Source organism: Hyphomicrobium sp. 01T421 (assembly GCF_056398805.1).
This window is the reverse complement of the sequence record NZ_JBFTQC010000002.1, coordinates 44887-64105: the sequence shown is the minus strand read 5'-3', so window position 1 is coordinate 64105 and position 19219 is coordinate 44887. Positions and strand designations below refer to the sequence as shown.

Sequence of the window (19219 nt, the reverse complement as noted above, 5' to 3'; positions counted from 1 at the left end):
TTCTTAGATGCCTGCGTACCAATCGTATCCGAGGTCTTCCCAAAATCCGCCTTTGCCGCGGCCCATATGCGTGAAGCTGTCGACGAGCTCGATGGTGTGAACATATTTGGGCTGTTTGTAGCCGAGCGCGCGCTCGATGCGAACGCGGACGGGTGCGCCGTTGGCGACAGGCAGACTTTCGCCGTTGAGCCCGTACGCCAAGATCGTCTGCGGATGGCGCGCGTCGATGAGATCGCAGCTCTCGTAGTAAGGTACGGCACCGGCGTTGTCGTCGTACTTGTCATAGCAATGAAAGACAACGAAGCGCGCATTCGGCTTCAGGCCGACTTCGTCGAGAATGCGAGAGAGCGGCGTACCGGTCCATTTGGCAATGCAACTCCATCCCTCGACGCAATCGTGGCGGGTGATCTGAGTTCGCGATGGCATATTTCGCAGCTCCGCCAGCGAATAGTTTCGCGGCCGCTCGACGAGCCCGGTTACCGAGAGGCGGTAATCGGCAAACCCGTTGTCTTTGAGCGTCACATACTCGTTCGTTTGCGGATCGGTCGACCCGTTGGGGCGTTGGCCCTGGCGAATCTCGGTCTCGGAATATTCCGTTGCGAGCGCGCCGTTGCGGATCAGCAGCCGCTGGGCGTGGTAGGTGAGATCGTTTGCTTTTTCGAGAACGGCCCGAGCGGCGCTGTCGTTTTGGCTCAGGAAATCGAACGTATCGCAGCCACCGAGAGCCAGCGACGAAGCCCCAATCGCTCCCGTAAACAAGAGTTTTCGGCGGGTCAGCATGATCCTGCTCATGGCTTTTCCCCTTCATTCGCAACCTTGTCGGGGCTGGTGCGATACCACCCCGTTATCATCGAGCGTAGTTCGTTGAGGGGACCCGCTAACAAAACCATCATCACGTGGACGACGAAAAATAGGACGAGCAGGAACATCGCGAGGAAGTGGAGCGTGCGCGCCGTCTGGCGGCCGCCGAAGATTTCGACCATCCAGGGAAATCCCGCGTCAATGCCTGGGCTCATCGTCAGTCCGGTTGCGATGATCAACGGAAACAGGACGAAAAGCACGACGCAGTAGGCAAGTTTTTGGAGGACGTTGTAGCTCTTGCCGTGATGAAAGCGGAAGTGCACGTGCTCTTTAACGTCGTGCGGAAAATTTTCCAGATCGTTGCGCGTCGGAGTGAGGTCGCGGCGCAGGTGGCCGTTGGCGAGGCTTGCTGTCAGCCAAACGATCAACGTGGCAACGAGCAGCCATGCAAAGAAGAAATGAACGACACGTCCCGTTCCGAGATCCCGGTACGAGGGAATTGTGAGCGCTGCCGGAATACCGCGATAGCTCGGGTTGTCCGCGGAGCCGCTCACACCGAAGACGCCGGTTGTTTTGAATTCGTGTCCAAGGATGTTCGTCCGGCCCTCGGGGCCATTAGGTGTGTCGACGGCACGCATGCTCAGAACGGCGTTGTCGAATCCGAAGCCGCTCTGATTGCCGATATAGAGCGTCGGATGCGCATTGAAGATCTGCAGTCCCGACAACAGTAGAAAGAACAAGCAAACGGCCCACGTCCAATGGGTGAGCCGCGTTATGAGGGCTTGGCGGTAGATGAGCGGTCCTTGCGACGCCGCGCTTTCCTGAGCGATGGACATTTGCTCTCCGCATTTTATTAGGGCGACCACGATCCGGGTTCCGCGCTTCACCCCGAGGAGGGAAGCGCGGAGCAGCTATTCTCCGGAACCTTACTTCTTTTCCGGAGCCATCGAGTCATGAGCCGTTTGGCCCATGGCGTCAGACCCCATACTGTCCTTCTTCATCGCGCCTGAACCCATGGCATCTTTACCCATGCTGTCTTTTTTCATCGTGTCGGACCCCATACTATCCTTTTTCATCGCGGCGGAATCCTTGGTCATGCTGTCGCTCTGCATGGCGTCGCCCGATTTGCTCATGGAATCATCAGCAAAAGCAGGGCTCACCAGCGAACCGGCAGCGGCGAAAGCGACGGCGAGAACGATACTGCGAATGGGAAGGGCCATGCCAAAATCTCCGGGGCCGAGCGTGACCACCCCGACCCCATGGCCGGTATGCACGCTGCCTTTCGTAGTTCGATGGCGGCGTGGGGATGGTTACATGGGTGGATAAAAAAATCCGGCGGGTCGAACTACCGTAAATCCTGGGATAGTTAAGGCGAAGATAGGCAACTTCCGTCGGGCGGAACGCCTGCCGATCGGTCACGGGGAGGAAAATCGGATGCAGGGGACAAGCCAATGCTCATAACGCGCTATGCCAAGATCATAATGTGCTTAGCACTCGGCGCGGTTTGCCTATTGGTTGCTTTCAACAACATCACAGATTACGGCACGAACTACGTGTTCGTGCAGCACGTGCTGAGCATGGACAGCACGTTGCCCGACAGCAACCTCAAGTACCGGGCGATCTCAGATCCTGTCCTATGGGAAATGGCATACGCCGCGATCATAACGGCGGAGGCTCTGACGGGCGTTTTGTTCATCGGCGGAGCGGCATCACTTTGGCGCACGCGTCTGGCGCCGGCCGAGGTATTCAATCGCGCAAAGGGTTATGCGATTGCCGGGGGTACGCTTGCGTTCCTCGTCTGGTTCTTCGGCTTCATGGGGATAGGCGGCGAATGGTTCGCGATGTGGGAATCGCAAATGTGGAACGGCCAACAGTCAGCTTTCCGGTTCTATATGACGATGCTCGCGGTGTTGGTTTTTCTTAATCAGCCCGATGCCGATTTGGATTGACGGCAACGATGCTCCAACCGCTCTCTCTGAAACGTCAGGCGACAATCAAGCCGGCAACTTTTTTGCCGGTTCCGGAGATCGATTCCAACGGTTCGGATAAGAAGAAATTCTTGGACACGTTGGGCCAGTCGGCTTTGACGATGACCGCCTCTTTTCGCGCGGCCGTTGGCAAGCCGCTTACGCCATATGTAACTGCCAGGGTGTAATGGTTCGGCATGAACGATGGGTTGATCTCGATGCCCTGGAGAAATGCTTCGATTGCGCTTTCATATTCCGCCAGTGCGAAGTGACACAAGCCGAGGGCGTAATAATAAAAACTCGACGGATGCGGCTGCAGCAGCATCGCCGTTTCCATGTTGCGCATTGCGGCTTCGCCGTCGCCATGCGCCGCGAGGGCTAGGGCCAAGAAGAGCCGTCCATCGGGGAAGTTGGGCTCGAGCACGCACGCACGTCGCGCGGCTGTAAGAGCTTCGACGCCGTCTTTCGTGTGAAGCAACGTCCAACCTAGAACGGCCTGGGCCATCGGCGATTGTCCGTCGAGCGTCACGGCATGATTGGAATGCTCGAAGGCAAGACCGAGTGCAGATACGTGGTTGCTTTGCCACCCCATGCTGTGCGCGAATACCAACGCGCGTGCGAGCCAAGCATGAGCCGCGGCGTATTTTTTATCGAGTGTGATCGCGCGCGTGAAATGCTCTTGCGCCTCAAAGCAAGATTGACGGGTGTACCGCCAAAATGCCGATAATCCGCGAAGTAACGCATCGCTGGCTTCTGGGGAGGGCGTGCCGTCCGGTCGCCTGTGCGAAGTGTCCGAGAGATTCAACTCCCTGAGGCGGGGTGAAACGCCAGAAAAATGAGTGTCCGCTCGTTCCCGTTCCGGACGATTGAGCGGCTCCCGGCGGATCTCAATTCTTGGCACATAGCCGCCCCTCGGCAGCTCGACGACGATGGGATCAAATCGCCCAATCGAACGGTAATAGTCGCGGAGTTTGTCCCGCAGGCGCCCGGCTTCCATTCGGACGATCGGATTGACGAGCGGATCGAACGAGGCGGGGCGATCAAAAACATCGAGTGCAATCGTGTAGCCTTTGAGGCGTTCGGCGCGGCCCGCAAGTGTTTCGCCGACGATGTATGCGAGAAACCTCCGTCGTCGCTCGGAGTGTTTGAAAATCTCACTGCTCAAGATGCGGTCGAGCTGTCCAACGATGGCTTTCCGGTCTGACTCGCTCCAATCCATTGGCTTCGTCACATCAGGCCTCGTCCCTGCCCTCTGATCGCCGGTTGTTACCGTAACATCCTATCGTAGAGACTTTCTCCTGGCATTATTGCTCCGTAGGCGGAAAGAAAAAAAGTCGGTGGATCTAGATTTTGAAATATCGTGCGGCCAAGAACATCCAATTGCGCTTCGGCTAAACGATCGTGAGCATCAAATAACTCCGTTCAGAAATCCAGGATCGTCCGGCGTCAGCGGAATTGATTTTAATGGAGCATTGAAATGAACGCTCAAAAGCTCGTCGTCGCCCTTCCGGTGGCGCTCCTCTTTGCCGGTGGCGCACAGGTACAGGCCGGTCAGACAATTGAGGAGGCATTCGCACTCGCATGCGTGACCGATAAGTGGGACGTTAAGGAGCCCGAAAAGGGACACAAGCTGGTCCACTACGCCGGCCGATGCATTGACGTTCCCGACGATAAGAGCGAAGCACTCACTTCAGAGGATTGCGTCGGCAAGTACGAGTATATGCCCGATTGGGAGTTGGAAGGGCTCCGGTACCTGCACCCGGAACCTTAAAGGTGGTGACCACATCACCGACACATGGGAAGAGGGGTCACACCTCAAAGTGAACGTCCACAAGACGACCGGTGGAACGGGAAAGTACCAAGGTGTAACCGGTGGCGGCACGTACACGATGGACAGTATTACGGATACCCTTGGTGGCGGCAGACTCATAGGCAAGATCTCGCTGCCCTGAGATGACGTCCTCCAGACGCCAATGCTCGATGACGACAGAGTGAGTGCCTCAGTCCGACATTTCGCTGCCGGAGCGTTCTGATCGGTAGTTGGGTTGAGCATCGATAGGGGCTGGCCGCCCATGACCATGACGCCCGACGAGATGCGAGAGGAGATGAAGCGAGGCATCGACTCTCTTCTCGATCTCGTCTTTTCTCAAAGCGCATGTGAGACGCCGTTGTATTCAAGAAGCGAGGCGTTCGAGCTGATTCACGCCGCCTTACGGGTTTGCAGCGTGAGCTCGGAGAGCACGCTCGCGGCCTATGCGACGACAACCATCTTGGACATGCTGGGGCTGAAGTTTTGGACCTTCGACGAGTACGAGGCGCAGGTCTGCCGCGGAGCCATTCGGCCGTTCAACCTCGATGAGGAATAGGATCGAAACTCCCGAATTTCGCGCGCAAGTTTCGGGCTGCTTGCGAGACGCGATTGGACGAATGCGCAGATGGCTGCCATAGCCGGCGACTGGGATTTCCCGAAAGGTCGAGGCGCAAATGTTAGGTGCGATGGCCGAAATCTGTGAGAACCCTACTGAGGGCTTCGCTATCGATATGCACGGGTCCGGTGAAGGGATGATCGATTGAAACGATCACGAGTAGGCCCATAAAGACGATCGTCGATAGGATGCCTGTCATCAGAACTTGAGCGCTAAGATTTTCGGTTCCAAAGAAGAACGTGAATCCGACTGTGAGGATCGCGCCAAAAACCAAGACGAGCCACAGAACGCTCGGCACAATGCCGGCGGCGAGCTGAATTCTCGTTCGCCGAGATTGGGTAAGGGCGTCGAGCTGTTTGAACATCTCGGTATATACCGCCGATGACCCGCCATCCGCGCTGCTTGCGCGAATTTCCGCCAGGTAAAGATCATCCAGTGCTTTTCGCACATCTTCGCTCGCGTCCTCGCCGGCCATTCGCGGCCAGTCTTTCTCAATCGCGAGAGTCAAATAGTTGCTAAGCGCGTTCTGCATCACAACCGCGTCAGGGACGGGGCCTGTGGAGAGTCGATAAAGCGTTGCGGATGCGCCCGCTTCTTGGAGGACGGCGGTTTCGGCATCGCTAAAGCGCTCCCAAACGACGATGACCGCGAATGCCAGAAGGACCGCGCAGATGACGCCAACGGTCGCAAATTTGAAGCCGGCAATTTCATTGTTCGACGTCAAACGCTCCAGTCCGACTCTGTGCCGGACGAACACTGTGCCGATCATCGCGGCTCCCGTGGGAATGACGACGACCAGGAGCATCCCCAGCCAAAGAGGAAGTGAGGACAGGTAATGCGACATCGACTGATTTCCCCCGACTGGCGCTGTCGGGGACAATAAGCATGGTCACGCGAAATACGCATCTACCGTGCGGGGGCCTGGGGGCGAATCTTCGGATGGGAACGGAAACCGCGGATGCGCTTGCGCGGCACTTTCGCGGCGAGACCATTGTCTGCCGAGCGCCCGCCAGACGAATTCTGCGGAAGGCGAAATGTCGCTAACCTATTGATTTTTGGCGCGCCGGAGATGAGAACTTTTTCTTCCTCGTTACGGTCGATTGATGCCCTCCTAATCACCTTGGACGTGCGATTGCTCCCTCTTGGGCTGTCAGCGGAAGTCGATTGAATCGGCGGGGGGGGGTGCGCCAATGCCCGTTGCTCGTTAATCGCTGCAATGCTAATTGGCTGATGTCGGAAAAGGCTGACTTGGTTTGGTAAGCCCAAGTCCTTTCGATAACGAAAGCTCTGGTCTTTGGCTTCGTGCACGAGATCCCCGCGACGAACATCGGGCGCCGTTTGGCAGTCCAATCGTTCGTCCGTGTGGTTCTCAGATGCGAGGAACGCTCCGGTCGAACATCGACCTAGGAGCGGTTCATGCACAGCCACCACCACCCTGAAATTTATGATGTCGTGATCGCCGGCGCTGGCCCTGTAGGCTTGTTTCTCGCGTGTGAGCTGCGCCTCGCAGATCTCTCGGTTTTGGTGCTGGAGCGAGCTGAGGATCCGCGATCGCCCCTGAAGCGACTTCCATTCGGCATGCGTGGCTTATCCGCTTCCACTGTCGAAGTCTTCTATCGTCGTGGTCTGCTGGACGACCTCGTGGTGGCGGGACGCGTTGGCGAAGAAATCGCAAGCAGTCTTGCCGCTGCACATTTCATGGGGCAGCGCCGTCAACCGGGTGGGCATTTCGCCGGCATCCAGTTCTTCCTGGACAACGTCGACATCTCGAAATGGCCTTATCGTTTGCCAAGCCCCGCGGGCACCCACATGGCCGCGTCGATGGAGCAGATCGAATCCGTCTTGGCCGCCCGTGCGGCCGCCTTGGGCGTGGATGTCAGGCGTGGTCTCGGCGTCGAGGGTTTCGATCAATCGTCTGACGACGTGAACATTCACACGGACAGTGAGGCTGTTCGCGGGCGCTGGCTCGTTGGATGCGACGGCGGCCGCAGCACGGTTCGCAAGGCTGGCGGCTTCGAGTTCGTCGGCACCGATCCCGAGTTCACCGGTTATTCCGTTGAGATCGAATTGGCCGATCCGGACAGCCTCCCACAGGGCCGCCACTACACGCCGACAGGCGTGTACACTTACGCGAGGCCGGGGACGATCGCGATGGTCGAGTTTGACGGAGCTGCGTTTCATCGAACGCAACCGATGACGCTCGGGCACGTGCAGGCAGTGTTGCGACGTGTCACCGGATCTGATGTCACCGTTACGGCCCTTCAACTTGCTACGACGTGGACGGATCGTGCCTATCAGGCGACCGCTTATCGGAAAGGGCGGGTACTGCTCGCTGGTGACGCCGCTCACATCCATTCTCCCTTGGGCGGCCAGGGGCTCAATCTAGGGCTGGGGGATGCGATGAATCTTGGTTGGAAGCTGGTTTCCACGATCCATGGCCACGCGCCGGCGGATCTGCTCGACAGCTATTTCAGTGAGCGGCATCCCGTGGGCGCACAGGTTCTCGACTGGTCACGTGCGCAAGTCGCGCTCATGCGGCCAAGCCGGAGTTCGCGAGCGCTCGAAGCCATTGTGCGGGATCTCATCGACACGCGTGACGGCGCGACCTACTTCGCCGAGCGCGTGTGGGGTGTCTCTCTCCGCTACGAACTTGGCGGCGGCCACCCCTTGGTGGGCCGCAGCGTTCCTGACTTTGAATTGACCGAGGGTACGAAACTGGGTGAGTTCCTTGGGAAAGGAAAAGGCCTCTTCTTGGATTTTTGCGCGCATACGCCACTTCGAGCACTAGCTAGTCGCTGGAGCGAACGGATCAATTACGTCGCTACTGGCGCCAAAGATCGGCTGGGCTTGAGCGCCTTGCTCGTGCATCCGGACGGTTTCGTCGCCTGGGCCGCTGACGACGTCCCTATTCTTGAAGAAGCAGCTCAAACCGCGTCGCGATGGTTTGGCGCAGCTAATGAATGATGAAGAGTTCTCATCTTCATCCGCCAGGGCGAAGCGCGATGGCCTGATTCATTTGCATTTTTTTTATTGGCGCGCCCGAAAGGATTCGAACCTCTGACCCCCAGATTCGTAGTCTGGTGCTCTATCCAGCTGAGCTACGGGCGCGCATTTTTCGTCGCATCGGGGCGGTGGGCCCCGTCCGGCGGTGTGGCCGGGCGGCGAAGCACCCCTCTCTAGTTGGTCGCGTCGCGGAGCGCAAGTGCTTCGGACAGAGCTTTAGCGGACGAGTCGCCGCGCTCCCCCTGACCTCAGAGTTGGCCGCGACTCCTGATGCGCAGCGGGGGTCAAGATCGAGCGCTCTCGAGGACGTTTCAGTCGACGTGCCGATCCGGCAGCTCTATGCGGAAATGCGCGCCTTTTTTGCTGTCCATAAGCTTCAGCGAGCCGCCGTGGGCCTGCACCAGCTCGGCCGAGATGACGAGGCCGAGGCCCGTTCCGCCCTTCTTTGTCGAGCCTTGGAATGCCTTGAAAAGATTTTCCCGGGCCTTTGGCGGAATGCCGCTGCCGTTATCCATCACATCGATGATGACCTTGCGTCCTTCGCGATGAGCTGCAACGCGAACCTCGCCGTCGGTTTTACCTTCAACACTTTCGATCGCCTGCGCGGCATTGCGTATGAGATTGCTCAAGGCGCGGAACAGGTGCTCCTGATCGGCGTCGATCCGCAGGTTGGGATCCATCTCGGTGATGAATGCAACGTTGCCTTCGCGGGGGAGGCCCTGACTATCGGCGACTTCTTCGACCAGAGGCTTCAGCAACATCAATTCGCGGCGTGGGGCAGCTTCGGAAACGCCGCCGAATTGTGCCGATGAATTGCAGAACTGAATGGCCCGATCGAGGGAAGCAATGAGCTTTGGAACAAAGCGCTGCACCGTCGGGTCGGGGAGATCGACGAGCCTGTCGGATATCAGCTGCGTATTCGCGAGCATGTTGCGCAAATCGTGATTGATTTTCGAAACCGCCATGCCGAGTTGCGCGAGACGGTTCTTCTGGGTGAGCAAATTGCCGAGCTGACGCTGCATGCTTGCGAGCTCGCGTTCGGCGATGCCGATCTCGTCGCCGCGGCCGGTCTCCGGCATGATGCGGCTTTGATCTTCGGGGTTTTCCGCGAAGTGCAGCATGTTGCTCGTGATGCGCGTCAGTGGCTTTACGAAGAGCCGGCTCAGCGCAAAATAAACGACGATCGCCGTCAGCACCGAAAGGATGATCGACAGCCAGAGAATGTTCATGCCGTAGCGGATCATCGCCGCTTTGAGCGGCGCTTCCGGAATGACGATTTCGATCAGGTCGTTGTTGTCGGCCCCGGTGTGGCCGATCACGCGGATGGTGCGATCGCTCGAGGCAAGCGTCGTCACCGCATCCTTGGCTTGCTGGAGACGCGTCGTCAGGCTTTCCCAGAAAGTTTCGGGCTCGGGCGGCAGATAGTACACGTAGTCGATGGTCAGGTCGCCTTCGGGCGGAAATACCATCCGGCGCTCGCCTTCGCTTCGCGATGCGATTGCGCGCACTTGCGCGGTCCGAAGGAGATCAGCGCGGAGAGCCGACGGGATTTGTCCGCCGGGAAAAGCATCGGACGTCAGCGCCGCAAGTTGGGCCGCTGTCAGCCGCTCTTGAAGCCAGGTCACGCGGTAGCTTGCGATCGACGGCAGAAAGATCAGCGCTTCGGCGAGCAGAACGAATGCGGCCGTGAGGATGATGAGCTTCGCCGGAAGGCCGCGGCTTTCCCAGAGGTGCTTCAGGGCATGCCAGGGCGCGGCAGCAAAAGACGTTTTCGCCTTCAGGTCGTCAGTCTCTGGGTTGCCGCTGTTGGTAATTGCGCGCTGCACCGGATCGTACTTCTCCATTGGCGGAGATCATTAACCGAGCTTTGCCAGTAACGCGATGACTTTGCGCAAAAAGGGGTTACTCGGAACTGTTGCAAAGTAACGGAATGCAGCTTTCTTGTTGATCTCCGAAAGCGTCGGGTAGGGCGAAATCCATTCCGTCATCGCCTTGATGTTGAGGCCTTGTGATATGGCAAGCGACCACATCTGAATCAACTCGCTGGCCTCAGCTCCGACGATGCCTGCGCCCAATATTTTCCCGTGCTTCGACGTTATGACCTTTATGTGCCCATCGGTCTCGTGTTCGAGCTGGGCCCGGTCGTTCTCATGATAGGGCCAGCGCAGGACGTTTATTCTGCCGTACTTGGCGCGCGCCTCGGTTTCGTTCAGGCCGACAGTTGCAAGTTCGGGGTCTGTAAAGACGACGCGCGGCGCGACCCGGGCCTTTGCTCTCGCAGGCAGGCGGAAAAGCGACCTTCGCAAGACAGTCTCGGCATGATCGCCCGCGACGTGGGCGTATCGCGGAGCGCCCGTTGCGTCGCCGATCGCGAAGACCCGACTATTGGCCGTTCTCAATCCGGCGTTAACTTTGATGGCATTCGGCTTGACCTTTACGCCGGCGGCGTCGAGGCCGAGATCGGCAATGTTGGCTTTGCGTCCGGCTGCGAGGAGGATAGCCGACCCCTCGATGGTTTCGGACGCGCCACTGGTTTGAAGTTCGACGACGATTTTCCCAGTGCTGCCCGAGACGCGCTTTATCTGCACGCCTTCGCGAATGACGATGCCTTCATCGGAAAGCCGTGCGAGGAGCGCGACTGCGAGTTCGGGGTCTTCGCCGCCGAGCGCATTGGCGTTATCGAGCACGGTCACGCGGGAGCCAAGGCGGCGGTAAGCCTGCGCCAGTTCCAATCCGGTCGTTCCAGCGCCGATAATGAGGAGGTGCGGGATCAAGCTCGTATTGTCGAAGATTGTTTCGTTCGTGAAATAGGGGACATCCGCCAGGCCCGGAATGGGTGGAATGATTGGCGAGGAGCCCGTTGCGATGACGATCCGGCGTGCTGTGATCCGGTAGTCGCCAGCCACAACCGTCGACCGGTCGACGAACTTCGCAGCTGCCGAGATGACGCGGATGCCGAGGCCAGTGAAACGCTCAACGGAATAGTTCGGCGAAATCTTCGCGGTCACGTCGTCGATGTAATGGCTGACCGCGGCGTGGTCGATCAGCGGCTCGACACCGCGGATGCCGAAGGGCGAAGCGGTGCGCATTGCGTAGGCTCGTTTGGCTGCGACCAGCAGTGCTTTCGATTGCACGCCTCCGTAGTTAAGGCTGTCCCCGCCCATTTTGTGCTTTTCGATTAGAACCACGCGCTGTCCGAATGCGGCCGCGGCCGAGGCGAGGGCCAAGCCACCGGCGCCCGCACCGATTATGCAAAAGTCGGTTTCGATGTTTTGGCTCTGAGGGGCCTCGTCGGCCGTGTCCTTGGGCATAAAGGGCGATCCAGAAATGAAATTGGTTCGGCTAATTCGAATGCGCTTTTGATGCTCGCCCGGAAGACGCGGGCGTCAGTCTCCAACGGCGTCAGCGGGACAGTTTAATATGCTGGTGCCGCTTTGGGTGCGGGAGATCCTTCTCTATCCCCTGTTCGCAAGAGCGCGGCCCCGCCAGCAACCGCGGGATGGGCTAGGGCCTTATTCCGGCTTATACGACTGGTGGCGCGGAGAGGTTGCTTCGCGGGCGTTTGCAGACGGCTGCAGCAATCCTTCGGATTAGAACGGTTGTCGTGGCTTGCGCTCGTTGACTTGCCCAAGCGGCCCGACTATAAGGGCGCGAATTCCCGAGATATCTGCACTCTGCTGGGGTCTTGAGCCCCGGGCGACGTGTATTGGTAAGTCTCGGAAAAAAATAAGCAATATGCCGGCGTCCAGTACTGGATGCGGCTCAAGAGACTTGGACGGAGAGTTCCGTGAAGCGCACATATCAACCGAGCCGCCTTGTTCGCAAGCGCCGCCACGGATTTCGCAAGCGTATGCTGACGACCGGAGGTCAGAGAGTTCTGGCGCGCCGTCGTTCGAAGGGCCGCAAGCGTCTTTCGGCCTAGTCGGCTCTAGCGCCAAGGCCCCGTTGTCGCTTTGTCGCGGCTCTGGAGGCTGTCATTCCGATCCTGCCAACGCTCAAAGTGCGGTCCGAATTTCTGGCTGTGCGTGGCGGCCGGCGATCATCCACGCCGGCATTTCTAATTGAAATGCGTGAACGATCCGACGCGCCGAAGCGCGCCGGCGCAGGGCCCCGTTTCGGGTTCACGATCACAAAGAAAATTGGTAACGCGGTTACGCGTAACCGTATTCGCCGCCGCCTGAAGGCGGCCTTCGCGGCAGACCTTAAACGACGGGAACTCGGGTCCTGCGACTATGTCGTGGTTGCCCGCCGCGCCGCCCTGGACCGTCCGTTTGCCGAGCTACTTGGCGACGTCAGCCAAGCCATGTCCGCGCTAGCCCGCAGCCGGCCAGTCCGAACCGATAAAATCCGAGTTGATAAAAAAGGTTCAGCGTGACTGGGTGTCCCCTTCCTTTTATGACCAGTTTCCGCCATCGCTTCCGGGCCTAAACTAGGCCCCTGCCGCCGGCGCCGTGCCCTGAGGATTTGATGAGCTCTCCCAACGATCCCAAAGACCAGAACAATTTGATCCTCGCCGTGGTGCTGTCGATCGTGGTGCTGATGGGCTGGCAATACTTTTTCGCGCGCCCGCAAATACAACACGAGCAGGCTCGCCAAGAGTTCAACAACGCCCAGAACAACGGCACGGCGAACGTCGAGCGCCCGCCTAACGGCGCCACTTCGCCAGTCGCCCCTCCGTCCACCGCTGTTCCCGGTACAACGCCGCCGCCGCTCGAAAAGCCGCTGACACGCGAAGAAATCCTGAAACAATCGCCGCGGATCGAGATCGCCACGCCGTCACTCGAGGGCTCGATCGATCTGAAGAGCGGTCGCATCGACGATCTCGTGCTGTCGAAATACCGCGAGACGGTCGATCCCAACAGCCCGAAGGTGACGCTGCTGTCGCCTGCCGGGACGACTGATCCTTATTTTGCTGAATTCGGCTGGGTGCCCCAAGCGGGTTCGGCCATCAAGGTGCCGGACCGCGACGCGGCTTGGACGGCCGAAGGCGGGACGACACTGACGCCGGAAACTCCGGTGAGCCTGGTGTGGGACAACGGCCAAGGGGTCGTCTTCCATCGCACCATGTCGATCGACAAGGACTACATGTTCAAGGTCGTCGACGAGGTCGAGAACAAGACCGGCGCAGAGATCACTCTGATGCCCTACGCGCGCGTCCATCGCAGCGGCCATCCGCCTTCGCAGGTCTTTTCGGTTCTTCATGAAGGTCTCGTCGGCGTTTCCGGCGAGCACGGCCTTCAAGAGTTCAGGTTCGCCGACGCCGTCAAAAGCGGCGTTCCGACGACATTCGAGAATGTCATCGGCGGCTGGCTCGGCATAACAGACAAATACTGGGCGACGTCACTGGTTCCTGATCAGACGGCTCCCTATCGCGCGACATATACCGCACTTCCCGCTCGCGATCCGGGTGGCAAGGACGCGTTCCAAACGGACTATCTGCGCGGCGCTCTATCCGTGCCGCCGGGTATGCGCAAGGGAACCGAGGCGCATCTGTTCGCCGGCGCCAAGAAAGCTTCTTTGATCGACGGGTACGAGAACGCGCTGCATATCCTGCGCTTCGACCGCATGATCGATTGGGGCTGGTTCTATTTCATCACGCGTCCGCTCTTCCATTTGATGGAACTCATCAATGGGGTCGTGCACAACTTCGGCATCACCATTCTCATTCTGACGGTGTTCGTGAAGGCGGCGTTCTATCCGCTCGCCACCAAGCAGTACATGAGTATGGCGCGCATGAAGATGATGCAGCCGGAAATGGCGCGCATCAAAGAGCTGCATAAGGATGACCCGCAGCGGCAGCAGAAAGAAATCTTCGAGCTTTATCGCAAGGAGAAGATCAACCCGCTTGCCGGCTGTTGGCCGATCCTCTTGCAGATCCCGGTCTTCTTCGCGCTCTATAAGGTGCTGTTCGTCACGATCGACATGCGTCACGCGCCGTTCTTCGGCTGGATCCACGATCTTTCCGCGCCCGATCCGACGTCGCTCTTCAATCTGTTCGGACTGCTTCCGTTTGCGACGCCCGAGTTCCTGCACATCGGCGTGTGGCCGTTGATCATGGGCATCACGATGTGGGTTCAGATGCAGCTCAACCCGCCGCAGCCGGATCCGATCCAGCAGCAGATCTTCCAGTGGATGCCCGTGATGTTCACGTTCCTGCTGGCGAGCTTCCCGGCAGGTCTCGTGATCTACTGGGCGTGGAGCAACACGCTCTCGATCGCGCAGCAGATGCTGATCAACAAGCGGGCGGGCGCCGAGATTCATCTATTCGGGAATCTCAAGCGAACGTTTGCTCCGCTCCTACGATTGTTCGGAGCCAGTAGCGGCTCCGGCAAATAACTTTGCCGGAGGCGGCCCCTTTTTGCGGGGCCGCTCCATCGGATCAGAAAATGACAGACGCAGCGACGTTATCGGCTGACGAGATAGAAAATGGCCGGCGTCTGTTCACGCGTGCCTGGACTTTCGCGCGCGGCACGCCAGATCTCGATCACCTGCCGCCCGACGACCGGCCGGAGATAGCCTTCGCCGGGCGTTCAAACGTCGGCAAGTCGAGCCTCATCAATGCGCTCGTCGGCCAGCTGCGGCTGGCGCGCGCGTCGAACACGCCGGGACGGACGCAGGAGCTGAACTTCTTCACTGATCCGGAGCGCGATCTCTTTCTCGTGGACATGCCTGGCTACGGATTTGCTGAGGCCCCGAAGGAAAAGGTGGCGGCCTGGAACAAGGTCATTCGCGCCTATCTCGCCGGACGGCGGACGCTTCTCAGGGTGTTTCTTCTCATCGACGCGCGCCACGGGCTGAAGCCGCCGGACGATGAGATCCTGGACCTGCTCGACGGCGCGGCCGTGTCCTATCAGGTCGTGCTGACCAAAGCGGACAAGATCAAACCGACGGACCTCGAAAAGGTCATGGAGCGCACGCTGAAAGCGCTCGCGAAACATCCTGCGGCATTCCCAGCCATCATCGCGACGTCATCGGAGAAGGGGCTCGGATTTGAGGAGTTGCGCGGAACGATCGCCCAGCTTCTGGAATCGCACGGGAAGTGACGTCAGTGCAGAAACTTCTGCATTAGGCCCATTCCGGATTCGCCGAAGGTTGCGAGTGCTCCGCCGACGACCGCCGCGACCGTCCAACCGAGAAAGCGCGTGAGGGTTCGTGCGATGTTGGCGCGGACTTTTACTTCGACGAGTTGATCGGGAAGTGCTGTTTCGGCTGCAACGCCGTCGGCGCCGATCGTGCGGGCGGAGACGATAATCTGCAGGCTCGACCAGCCCCGCGATTGCGGCGTGATCAGAAAACGCCAGCTCGCGAAATCGTCGCTCGCGTAGCCGAGGTTGCTTTCGATCCATTGCGTTTCGGGCGAAGCGGATTCGATGAAGAATCCGCCCTCGGGCGCGCGAATGCGAACCGACATTGCCTTGGTGACGGCGACAGCGTGCTGCCAGACTTGGCCGCCGCCTTCGAGGCCTTCCGTTAGCGCTTTGACCGAGGCTTTGGCGATGCGGATTTCAGCGCGAGAGGTTTTTCCGACGCGCATCGAACGGGGAATATTTTCCGCGAGTTGCCCGGCGTCGACGTTCGAGCCCTTGGCGCGTTTTTCCTTGCGACGCACTTTGCCGTCCGGCGCTGGGCGCTGCGAAGCAGGCGGGCCCATCGGAGAATCGGTCCGGAAAGCAGGGTCGTGACCGAGAGCGGGTCTTGAACCCGGAGGTGCTGAACCCGGCGCCATTGGGCCGCCCTGTGCGGGTCCCATCGGCGCCGACGGCATCGGAGCGGACGGCATGGGGCCGGAAGGCATAGGACCGCGCATCCGCGGGTTTACGGGTCCGCCGTGGATTGGCGCTCCGGGTGGAATTGGAGGCGGCTGTATCCTGGAAGGTTGCGGGCGCGGCGGCAGGTCCGCGAAAATATCGGGCGGTGGTGCGGGGCTCGCCTGTGGCGATACCGGGCCAGCCGGATGGGGCTGCGGGAATGACTGGTCGTTCGGCCTCGCGGGGGCGGCCGGAGCTTGCTGTCCCTGCCAAGCGGGATGAGACCACGACGGATCGCGCTGGGCACGCCCTGGCTGCGGACGCTCTGGTTGGGCTGCTGGCGCGCCGCCGCCAAAGCTCGGTTCGGGCCGATACCGTTGCGCTTCGTGCGCTTCGCGCTCGCCGCCAGTCGGCAATTGCGGGTCGAGTGGCGCGGGAAACGACGGCGCGGGTGCGGGAGCTTCGGGTGCCGGATAAGGTGCGGCTTCGGTCTGTGGCTGCGGTCCGGTCGCGCCACCCGCGCTGCTGAACGTAGGCTCTTGCCGGACTTCTCGCCGGGCTAGCTCTTCTGTCTGCTCGCGTTGGGGCTCAGGCGCCGAGGCGACCTCCGGCGGCGGCACCGTGGGTTCGGGATGTGAAGGCGCGGGGCTCGGGGCGGCCGGGCTCGGGGCGTATGGGCCGGGCGGGGGCGGCGCCGGGGGCGCGGGCCGCGGCATGTCCTTCATGATTTCGCGCAAGGACGGCGCCGCACGCGATTGGACGCGTTCGCGGGCCCGGGCGAGCACGTCATCGGCGACGGGCGGCGGCGGTTGGGCCGGTGCCTCGCGCGGCGGCGCCAGCGCGGCTTGTAGGGCCCGGATGGCGTTATCGAACGTCAGCCCGTGGGCTTCGAGAATTTGTGCGGCCAGGCTTCGCGCGTCGCCGACGATTGCGGCGAGCACGATCGCGCCGTTGATATCGCGCCTGCGGCTTCCGCGCGCGGCTGCTGCGGCAGCCTCGAGGATGCGCCGAACGTCCTTCGATACGCCGAGGGAATCATGGCGTTCAGCAGAGGGTTCAGTGCCTTGCAGGACGCGCGAGACGACGTCGGCCTTCAGGCGTTCGGCGTTGATTTGGCTGGCGTCCAGCACCGCGCCCGCATCGGGATCGTCGCAGAGGGCTGCAAGCAGATGCTCGAGCGAAACCTCTGCCGCGCCGCTCGACCCGGCAAAGTCGGCACCCCGTGCCAGCGTGGCACCAAGATCCGACGACATCGGAATCTGCGTAATATCTGTGGCCGTCACGCCCACGACGTCTCCCAAACTGAAGGCCAAGACGGCCAAGACTGGCCAGGACTCAATGCATTAACGTGCCGAAAGGACATGCTGATGGCAAGGTATAGCAATGGCATGATCCTGGCACGGCAGAATGACTTTTCCTCCCCAGATGCCCCCAACGCCTGCGTCAGTAACGCCCGCGGGAGGCAAAGGCCGGGAATTCCGTTGAGGCATTTGGCCGAGAAGCTATAAGACCGCGACGAAGCGACCGGCTCCCCGCCGGCGCGAACAGAATGGCAAAAGGGGGAGCGCGTGACGTCGACCAAAAATCTCTCGGGAAATGCTGGCGCGGCGCCGGTTGAAACGCCTCTCAGCGCACATCAGCAAGCGCGTATCCTCGCGGAAGCCATACCGCATCTGATTCTCTACGATGAAAAGACCGTCGTCATAAAATTTGGCGGCAATGCGATGGTCGACGAGGAGCTTTTCAAAGCCTTCGCGCAGGATATCGTTTACCTGAAGCAATCCGGCATCAATCCGATCGTCGTGCATGGCGGCGGCCCGCAGATCGGCAGTATGCTGCAGAAGCTCGCGATCAAGTCGGATTTCGTCAACGGTCTGCGCGTGACGGACAAGCCGACGGTTGAGATCGTCGAGATGGTTCTCTGCGGAAAGATCAACAAGGAGATCGTTTCCGCCATCAACCAGCAGGGCGGCAAGGCGGTCGGCATCTCGGGCAAAGACGCCAACTTGATGATCGCCAAGAAGATCACCGAAATGCCGCACCCTCAGTCGAACGAGATGCAGAAGGTCGACATCGGCTTCGTCGGGGATCCGGTGGAAGTCAATCCGCACATCGTCGAAGTGATTTCGAAATCCGATCTCATTCCGGTGATCGCGCCCGTCGCCATCAGCCGCGAGGGCGAAACGCTGAACGTCAACGCCGATACGTTCGCGTCGGCTCTTGCGGCACGCATGCAGGCCAAACGGCTGCTTCTGCTGACCGACGTTTCCGGCGTGCTCGACGAGAACAAGAAGCTCATTCCGAGCCTTTCGATCGAAGAAGCGCGCGCCATGATCAAGAGCGGCGCGATTTCGGGCGGCATGATCCCGAAAATCGAGGGCTGCATCGAGGTCGTCGAGGCGGGCGTCGAAGGCGTCGTCGTGATCGACGGACGCGTGCCGCACTGTGTGCTCTTGGAACTCTTCACCGAGCACGGCGTCGGCACGCTCGTGAAACGCGCCGAGCGCAAGCGGGGCAAGGCCTGATGGCCATTCCGGCCTCAGCGTCGGATTTGCCGAAGCTCGTGCCGGCTGCGGCCAAGCGTGGGTTCACTCACGTCGACGCCTGGATTTTCGATCTCGACAACACGCTCTATCCGGCGTCCTGCAACCTCTTTGCGCAGGTCGATCTGCGCATGAGCGAATTCATCGCGAAGACAATCGGTGTTCCGCGCGAGCACGCGCGCCATCTGCAGAAGGCCTACTATCGCCAATTCGGGACGACGCTCGCCGGGCTGATGAAGGTACACAAGCTGCAGCCCGGTCCGTTCCTCGAATACGTGCACGATATCGATCTTTCCGTTGTCCCAGAGATGCCGGATCTCGCGTCTGCGATCTCGGCTCTTCCAGGGCGCCGCCTCATTTTTACGAACGGCTCTCGCCGTCACGCCGAGAACGTTGCGCGCAAGCTCGGCGTGCTCGATCTCTTCGAGGACATCTGCGATATCGCCGCGATGGACTATGTGCCGAAGCCCGAACGCGAAGCCTTCGACAGGATGCTGAAGCTGCACGATGTTCCTGCGGCACAGGCGGCGATGTTTGAAGATATGCCGCATAATCTCGTGGCGGCATCGACGCTCGGGATGACGACCGTGCTCGTTCATTCCGACTACATCGATCATCCCGCGCAGCTGAAAATCCGGGAATGGCGCGAGCTTCCGGATCATGTGCACTACTTGACGCGCGACCTCACAAAATTTCTCGTCGACGAGGTTTCGGCTCCAGCGAAGTAGGAT

Annotated in this window: 18 protein-coding genes and 1 tRNA gene; 10 read left to right on the top strand and 9 right to left on the bottom strand. The window is 60.0% G+C overall.

Features of this window, described 5'->3' with window-relative positions; genetic code table 11:
• Positions 1 to 3 precede the first annotated feature (3 nt).
• The 3 genes from AC1DK3_RS14570 to AC1DK3_RS14560 all read right to left on the bottom strand — a co-directional run bounded on the left by AC1DK3_RS14570 (position 4) and on the right by AC1DK3_RS14560 (position 2021).
• Complete coding sequence (locus AC1DK3_RS14570) at positions 4 to 792, bottom strand: molybdopterin-binding protein (protein WP_477192982.1); 789 nt, start codon at positions 790 to 792, stop codon at positions 4 to 6.
• On the bottom strand, positions 789 to 1637 hold the full coding sequence (locus AC1DK3_RS14565; RefSeq protein ID WP_477192981.1) for a cytochrome b/b6 domain-containing protein: 849 nt from the start codon (positions 1635 to 1637) through the stop codon (positions 789 to 791). Before AC1DK3_RS14565 ends, AC1DK3_RS14570 begins: the two co-directional genes overlap by 4 nt.
• 90 nt (positions 1638 to 1727) lie before the next feature.
• Positions 1728 to 2021 (bottom strand): pentapeptide MXKDX repeat protein, encoded by a 294-nt coding sequence (locus AC1DK3_RS14560; RefSeq protein WP_477192980.1) that lies wholly within the window; start codon positions 2019 to 2021, stop codon positions 1728 to 1730.
• A gap of 231 nt (positions 2022 to 2252) precedes the next feature.
• On the opposite strand from AC1DK3_RS14560, the gene AC1DK3_RS14555 reads away from it, so the two are divergent.
• On the top strand, positions 2253 to 2750 hold the full coding sequence (locus tag AC1DK3_RS14555; RefSeq protein ID WP_477192979.1) for a DUF2165 family protein: 498 nt from the start codon (positions 2253 to 2255) through the stop codon (positions 2748 to 2750).
• 34 nt (positions 2751 to 2784) lie between these two features.
• Here the strand turns inward: AC1DK3_RS14555 and AC1DK3_RS14550 are convergent, their stop codons facing one another.
• Positions 2785 to 3999, bottom strand: a complete 1215-nt coding sequence (locus AC1DK3_RS14550; protein ID WP_477192978.1) for a tetratricopeptide repeat protein — start codon at positions 3997 to 3999, stop codon at positions 2785 to 2787.
• A 246-nt stretch (positions 4000 to 4245) separates the two neighbouring features.
• On the opposite strand from AC1DK3_RS14550, the gene AC1DK3_RS14545 reads away from it, so the two are divergent.
• Positions 4246 to 4539 carry a hypothetical protein gene (locus tag AC1DK3_RS14545; RefSeq protein WP_477192977.1) on the top strand — a complete coding sequence of 98 codons (294 nt, stop codon included), beginning with the start codon at positions 4246 to 4248 and terminating at the stop codon, positions 4537 to 4539.
• A gap of 301 nt (positions 4540 to 4840) precedes the next feature.
• Positions 4841 to 5134: a hypothetical protein gene (locus tag AC1DK3_RS14540; protein ID WP_477192976.1), complete on the top strand. Its 294-nt coding sequence runs from the start codon at positions 4841 to 4843 to the stop codon at positions 5132 to 5134.
• 121 nt (positions 5135 to 5255) lie between these two features.
• On the opposite strand, the gene AC1DK3_RS14535 is transcribed toward AC1DK3_RS14540, so the two are convergent.
• Complete coding sequence (locus AC1DK3_RS14535; protein ID WP_477192975.1) at positions 5256 to 6038, bottom strand: bestrophin-like domain; 783 nt, start codon at positions 6036 to 6038, stop codon at positions 5256 to 5258.
• Between the two features lie 572 nt (positions 6039 to 6610).
• On the opposite strand from AC1DK3_RS14535, the gene AC1DK3_RS14530 reads away from it, so the two are divergent.
• Positions 6611 to 8158, top strand: coding sequence for an FAD-dependent monooxygenase (locus tag AC1DK3_RS14530; RefSeq protein WP_477192974.1), 1548 nt, complete (start codon positions 6611 to 6613; stop codon positions 8156 to 8158).
• A 67-nt stretch (positions 8159 to 8225) separates the two neighbouring features.
• Here the strand turns inward: AC1DK3_RS14530 and AC1DK3_RS14525 are convergent.
• From AC1DK3_RS14525 to AC1DK3_RS14515, 3 genes are all read right to left on the bottom strand, one after another.
• Positions 8226 to 8302 (bottom strand) — tRNA-Arg (locus AC1DK3_RS14525).
• 206 nt (positions 8303 to 8508) lie between these two features.
• Entirely contained in the window at positions 8509 to 10041 is a 1533-nt protein-coding gene (locus AC1DK3_RS14520) for a sensor histidine kinase (protein ID WP_477192973.1), read from the bottom strand.
• A gap of 12 nt (positions 10042 to 10053) precedes the next feature.
• A complete protein-coding gene (locus AC1DK3_RS14515) occupies positions 10054 to 11508 on the bottom strand; it encodes a dihydrolipoyl dehydrogenase family protein (protein WP_477192972.1) in 1455 nt (484 codons plus the stop codon).
• A gap of 476 nt (positions 11509 to 11984) precedes the next feature.
• Here AC1DK3_RS14515 and rpmH point away from each other — a divergent pair, with 476 nt between their 5' ends.
• The 4 genes from rpmH (at position 11985) to yihA (ending at position 15240) form a co-directional block, all read left to right on the top strand.
• Positions 11985 to 12119 (top strand): 50S ribosomal protein L34, encoded by a 135-nt coding sequence (gene rpmH / locus AC1DK3_RS14510; protein WP_045834540.1) that lies wholly within the window; start codon positions 11985 to 11987, stop codon positions 12117 to 12119.
• Positions 12120 to 12197: 78 nt separating this feature from the next.
• Entirely contained in the window at positions 12198 to 12572 is a 375-nt protein-coding gene (rnpA, locus tag AC1DK3_RS14505) for a ribonuclease P protein component (RefSeq protein ID WP_477192971.1), read from the top strand.
• 92 nt (positions 12573 to 12664) lie between these two features.
• Positions 12665 to 14533, top strand: coding sequence for a membrane protein insertase YidC (gene yidC / locus AC1DK3_RS14500; RefSeq protein WP_477192970.1), 1869 nt, complete (start codon positions 12665 to 12667; stop codon positions 14531 to 14533).
• 50 nt (positions 14534 to 14583) lie between these two features.
• Positions 14584 to 15240 carry a ribosome biogenesis GTP-binding protein YihA/YsxC gene (gene yihA / locus AC1DK3_RS14495; RefSeq protein WP_477192969.1) on the top strand — a complete coding sequence of 219 codons (657 nt, stop codon included), beginning with the start codon at positions 14584 to 14586 and terminating at the stop codon, positions 15238 to 15240.
• Positions 15241 to 15242: 2 nt separating this feature from the next.
• Here yihA and AC1DK3_RS14490 read toward each other — a convergent pair whose 3' ends face one another.
• Positions 15243 to 17228, bottom strand: a complete 1986-nt coding sequence (locus AC1DK3_RS14490) for a Clp protease N-terminal domain-containing protein (protein WP_477192968.1) — start codon at positions 17226 to 17228, stop codon at positions 15243 to 15245.
• A gap of 285 nt (positions 17229 to 17513) precedes the next feature.
• On the opposite strand from AC1DK3_RS14490, the gene argB reads away from it, so the two are divergent.
• Entirely contained in the window at positions 17514 to 18470 is a 957-nt protein-coding gene (gene argB / locus AC1DK3_RS14485; protein ID WP_477192967.1) for an acetylglutamate kinase, read from the top strand.
• The gene (locus AC1DK3_RS14480) at positions 18470 to 19216 is read left to right on the top strand and encodes a pyrimidine 5'-nucleotidase (RefSeq protein ID WP_477192966.1); all 747 of its coding nucleotides are present in this window, start codon (positions 18470 to 18472) and stop codon (positions 19214 to 19216) included. The genes argB and AC1DK3_RS14480 overlap by 1 nt, the downstream gene beginning before the upstream one ends.
• Positions 19217 to 19219 lie beyond the last annotated feature (3 nt).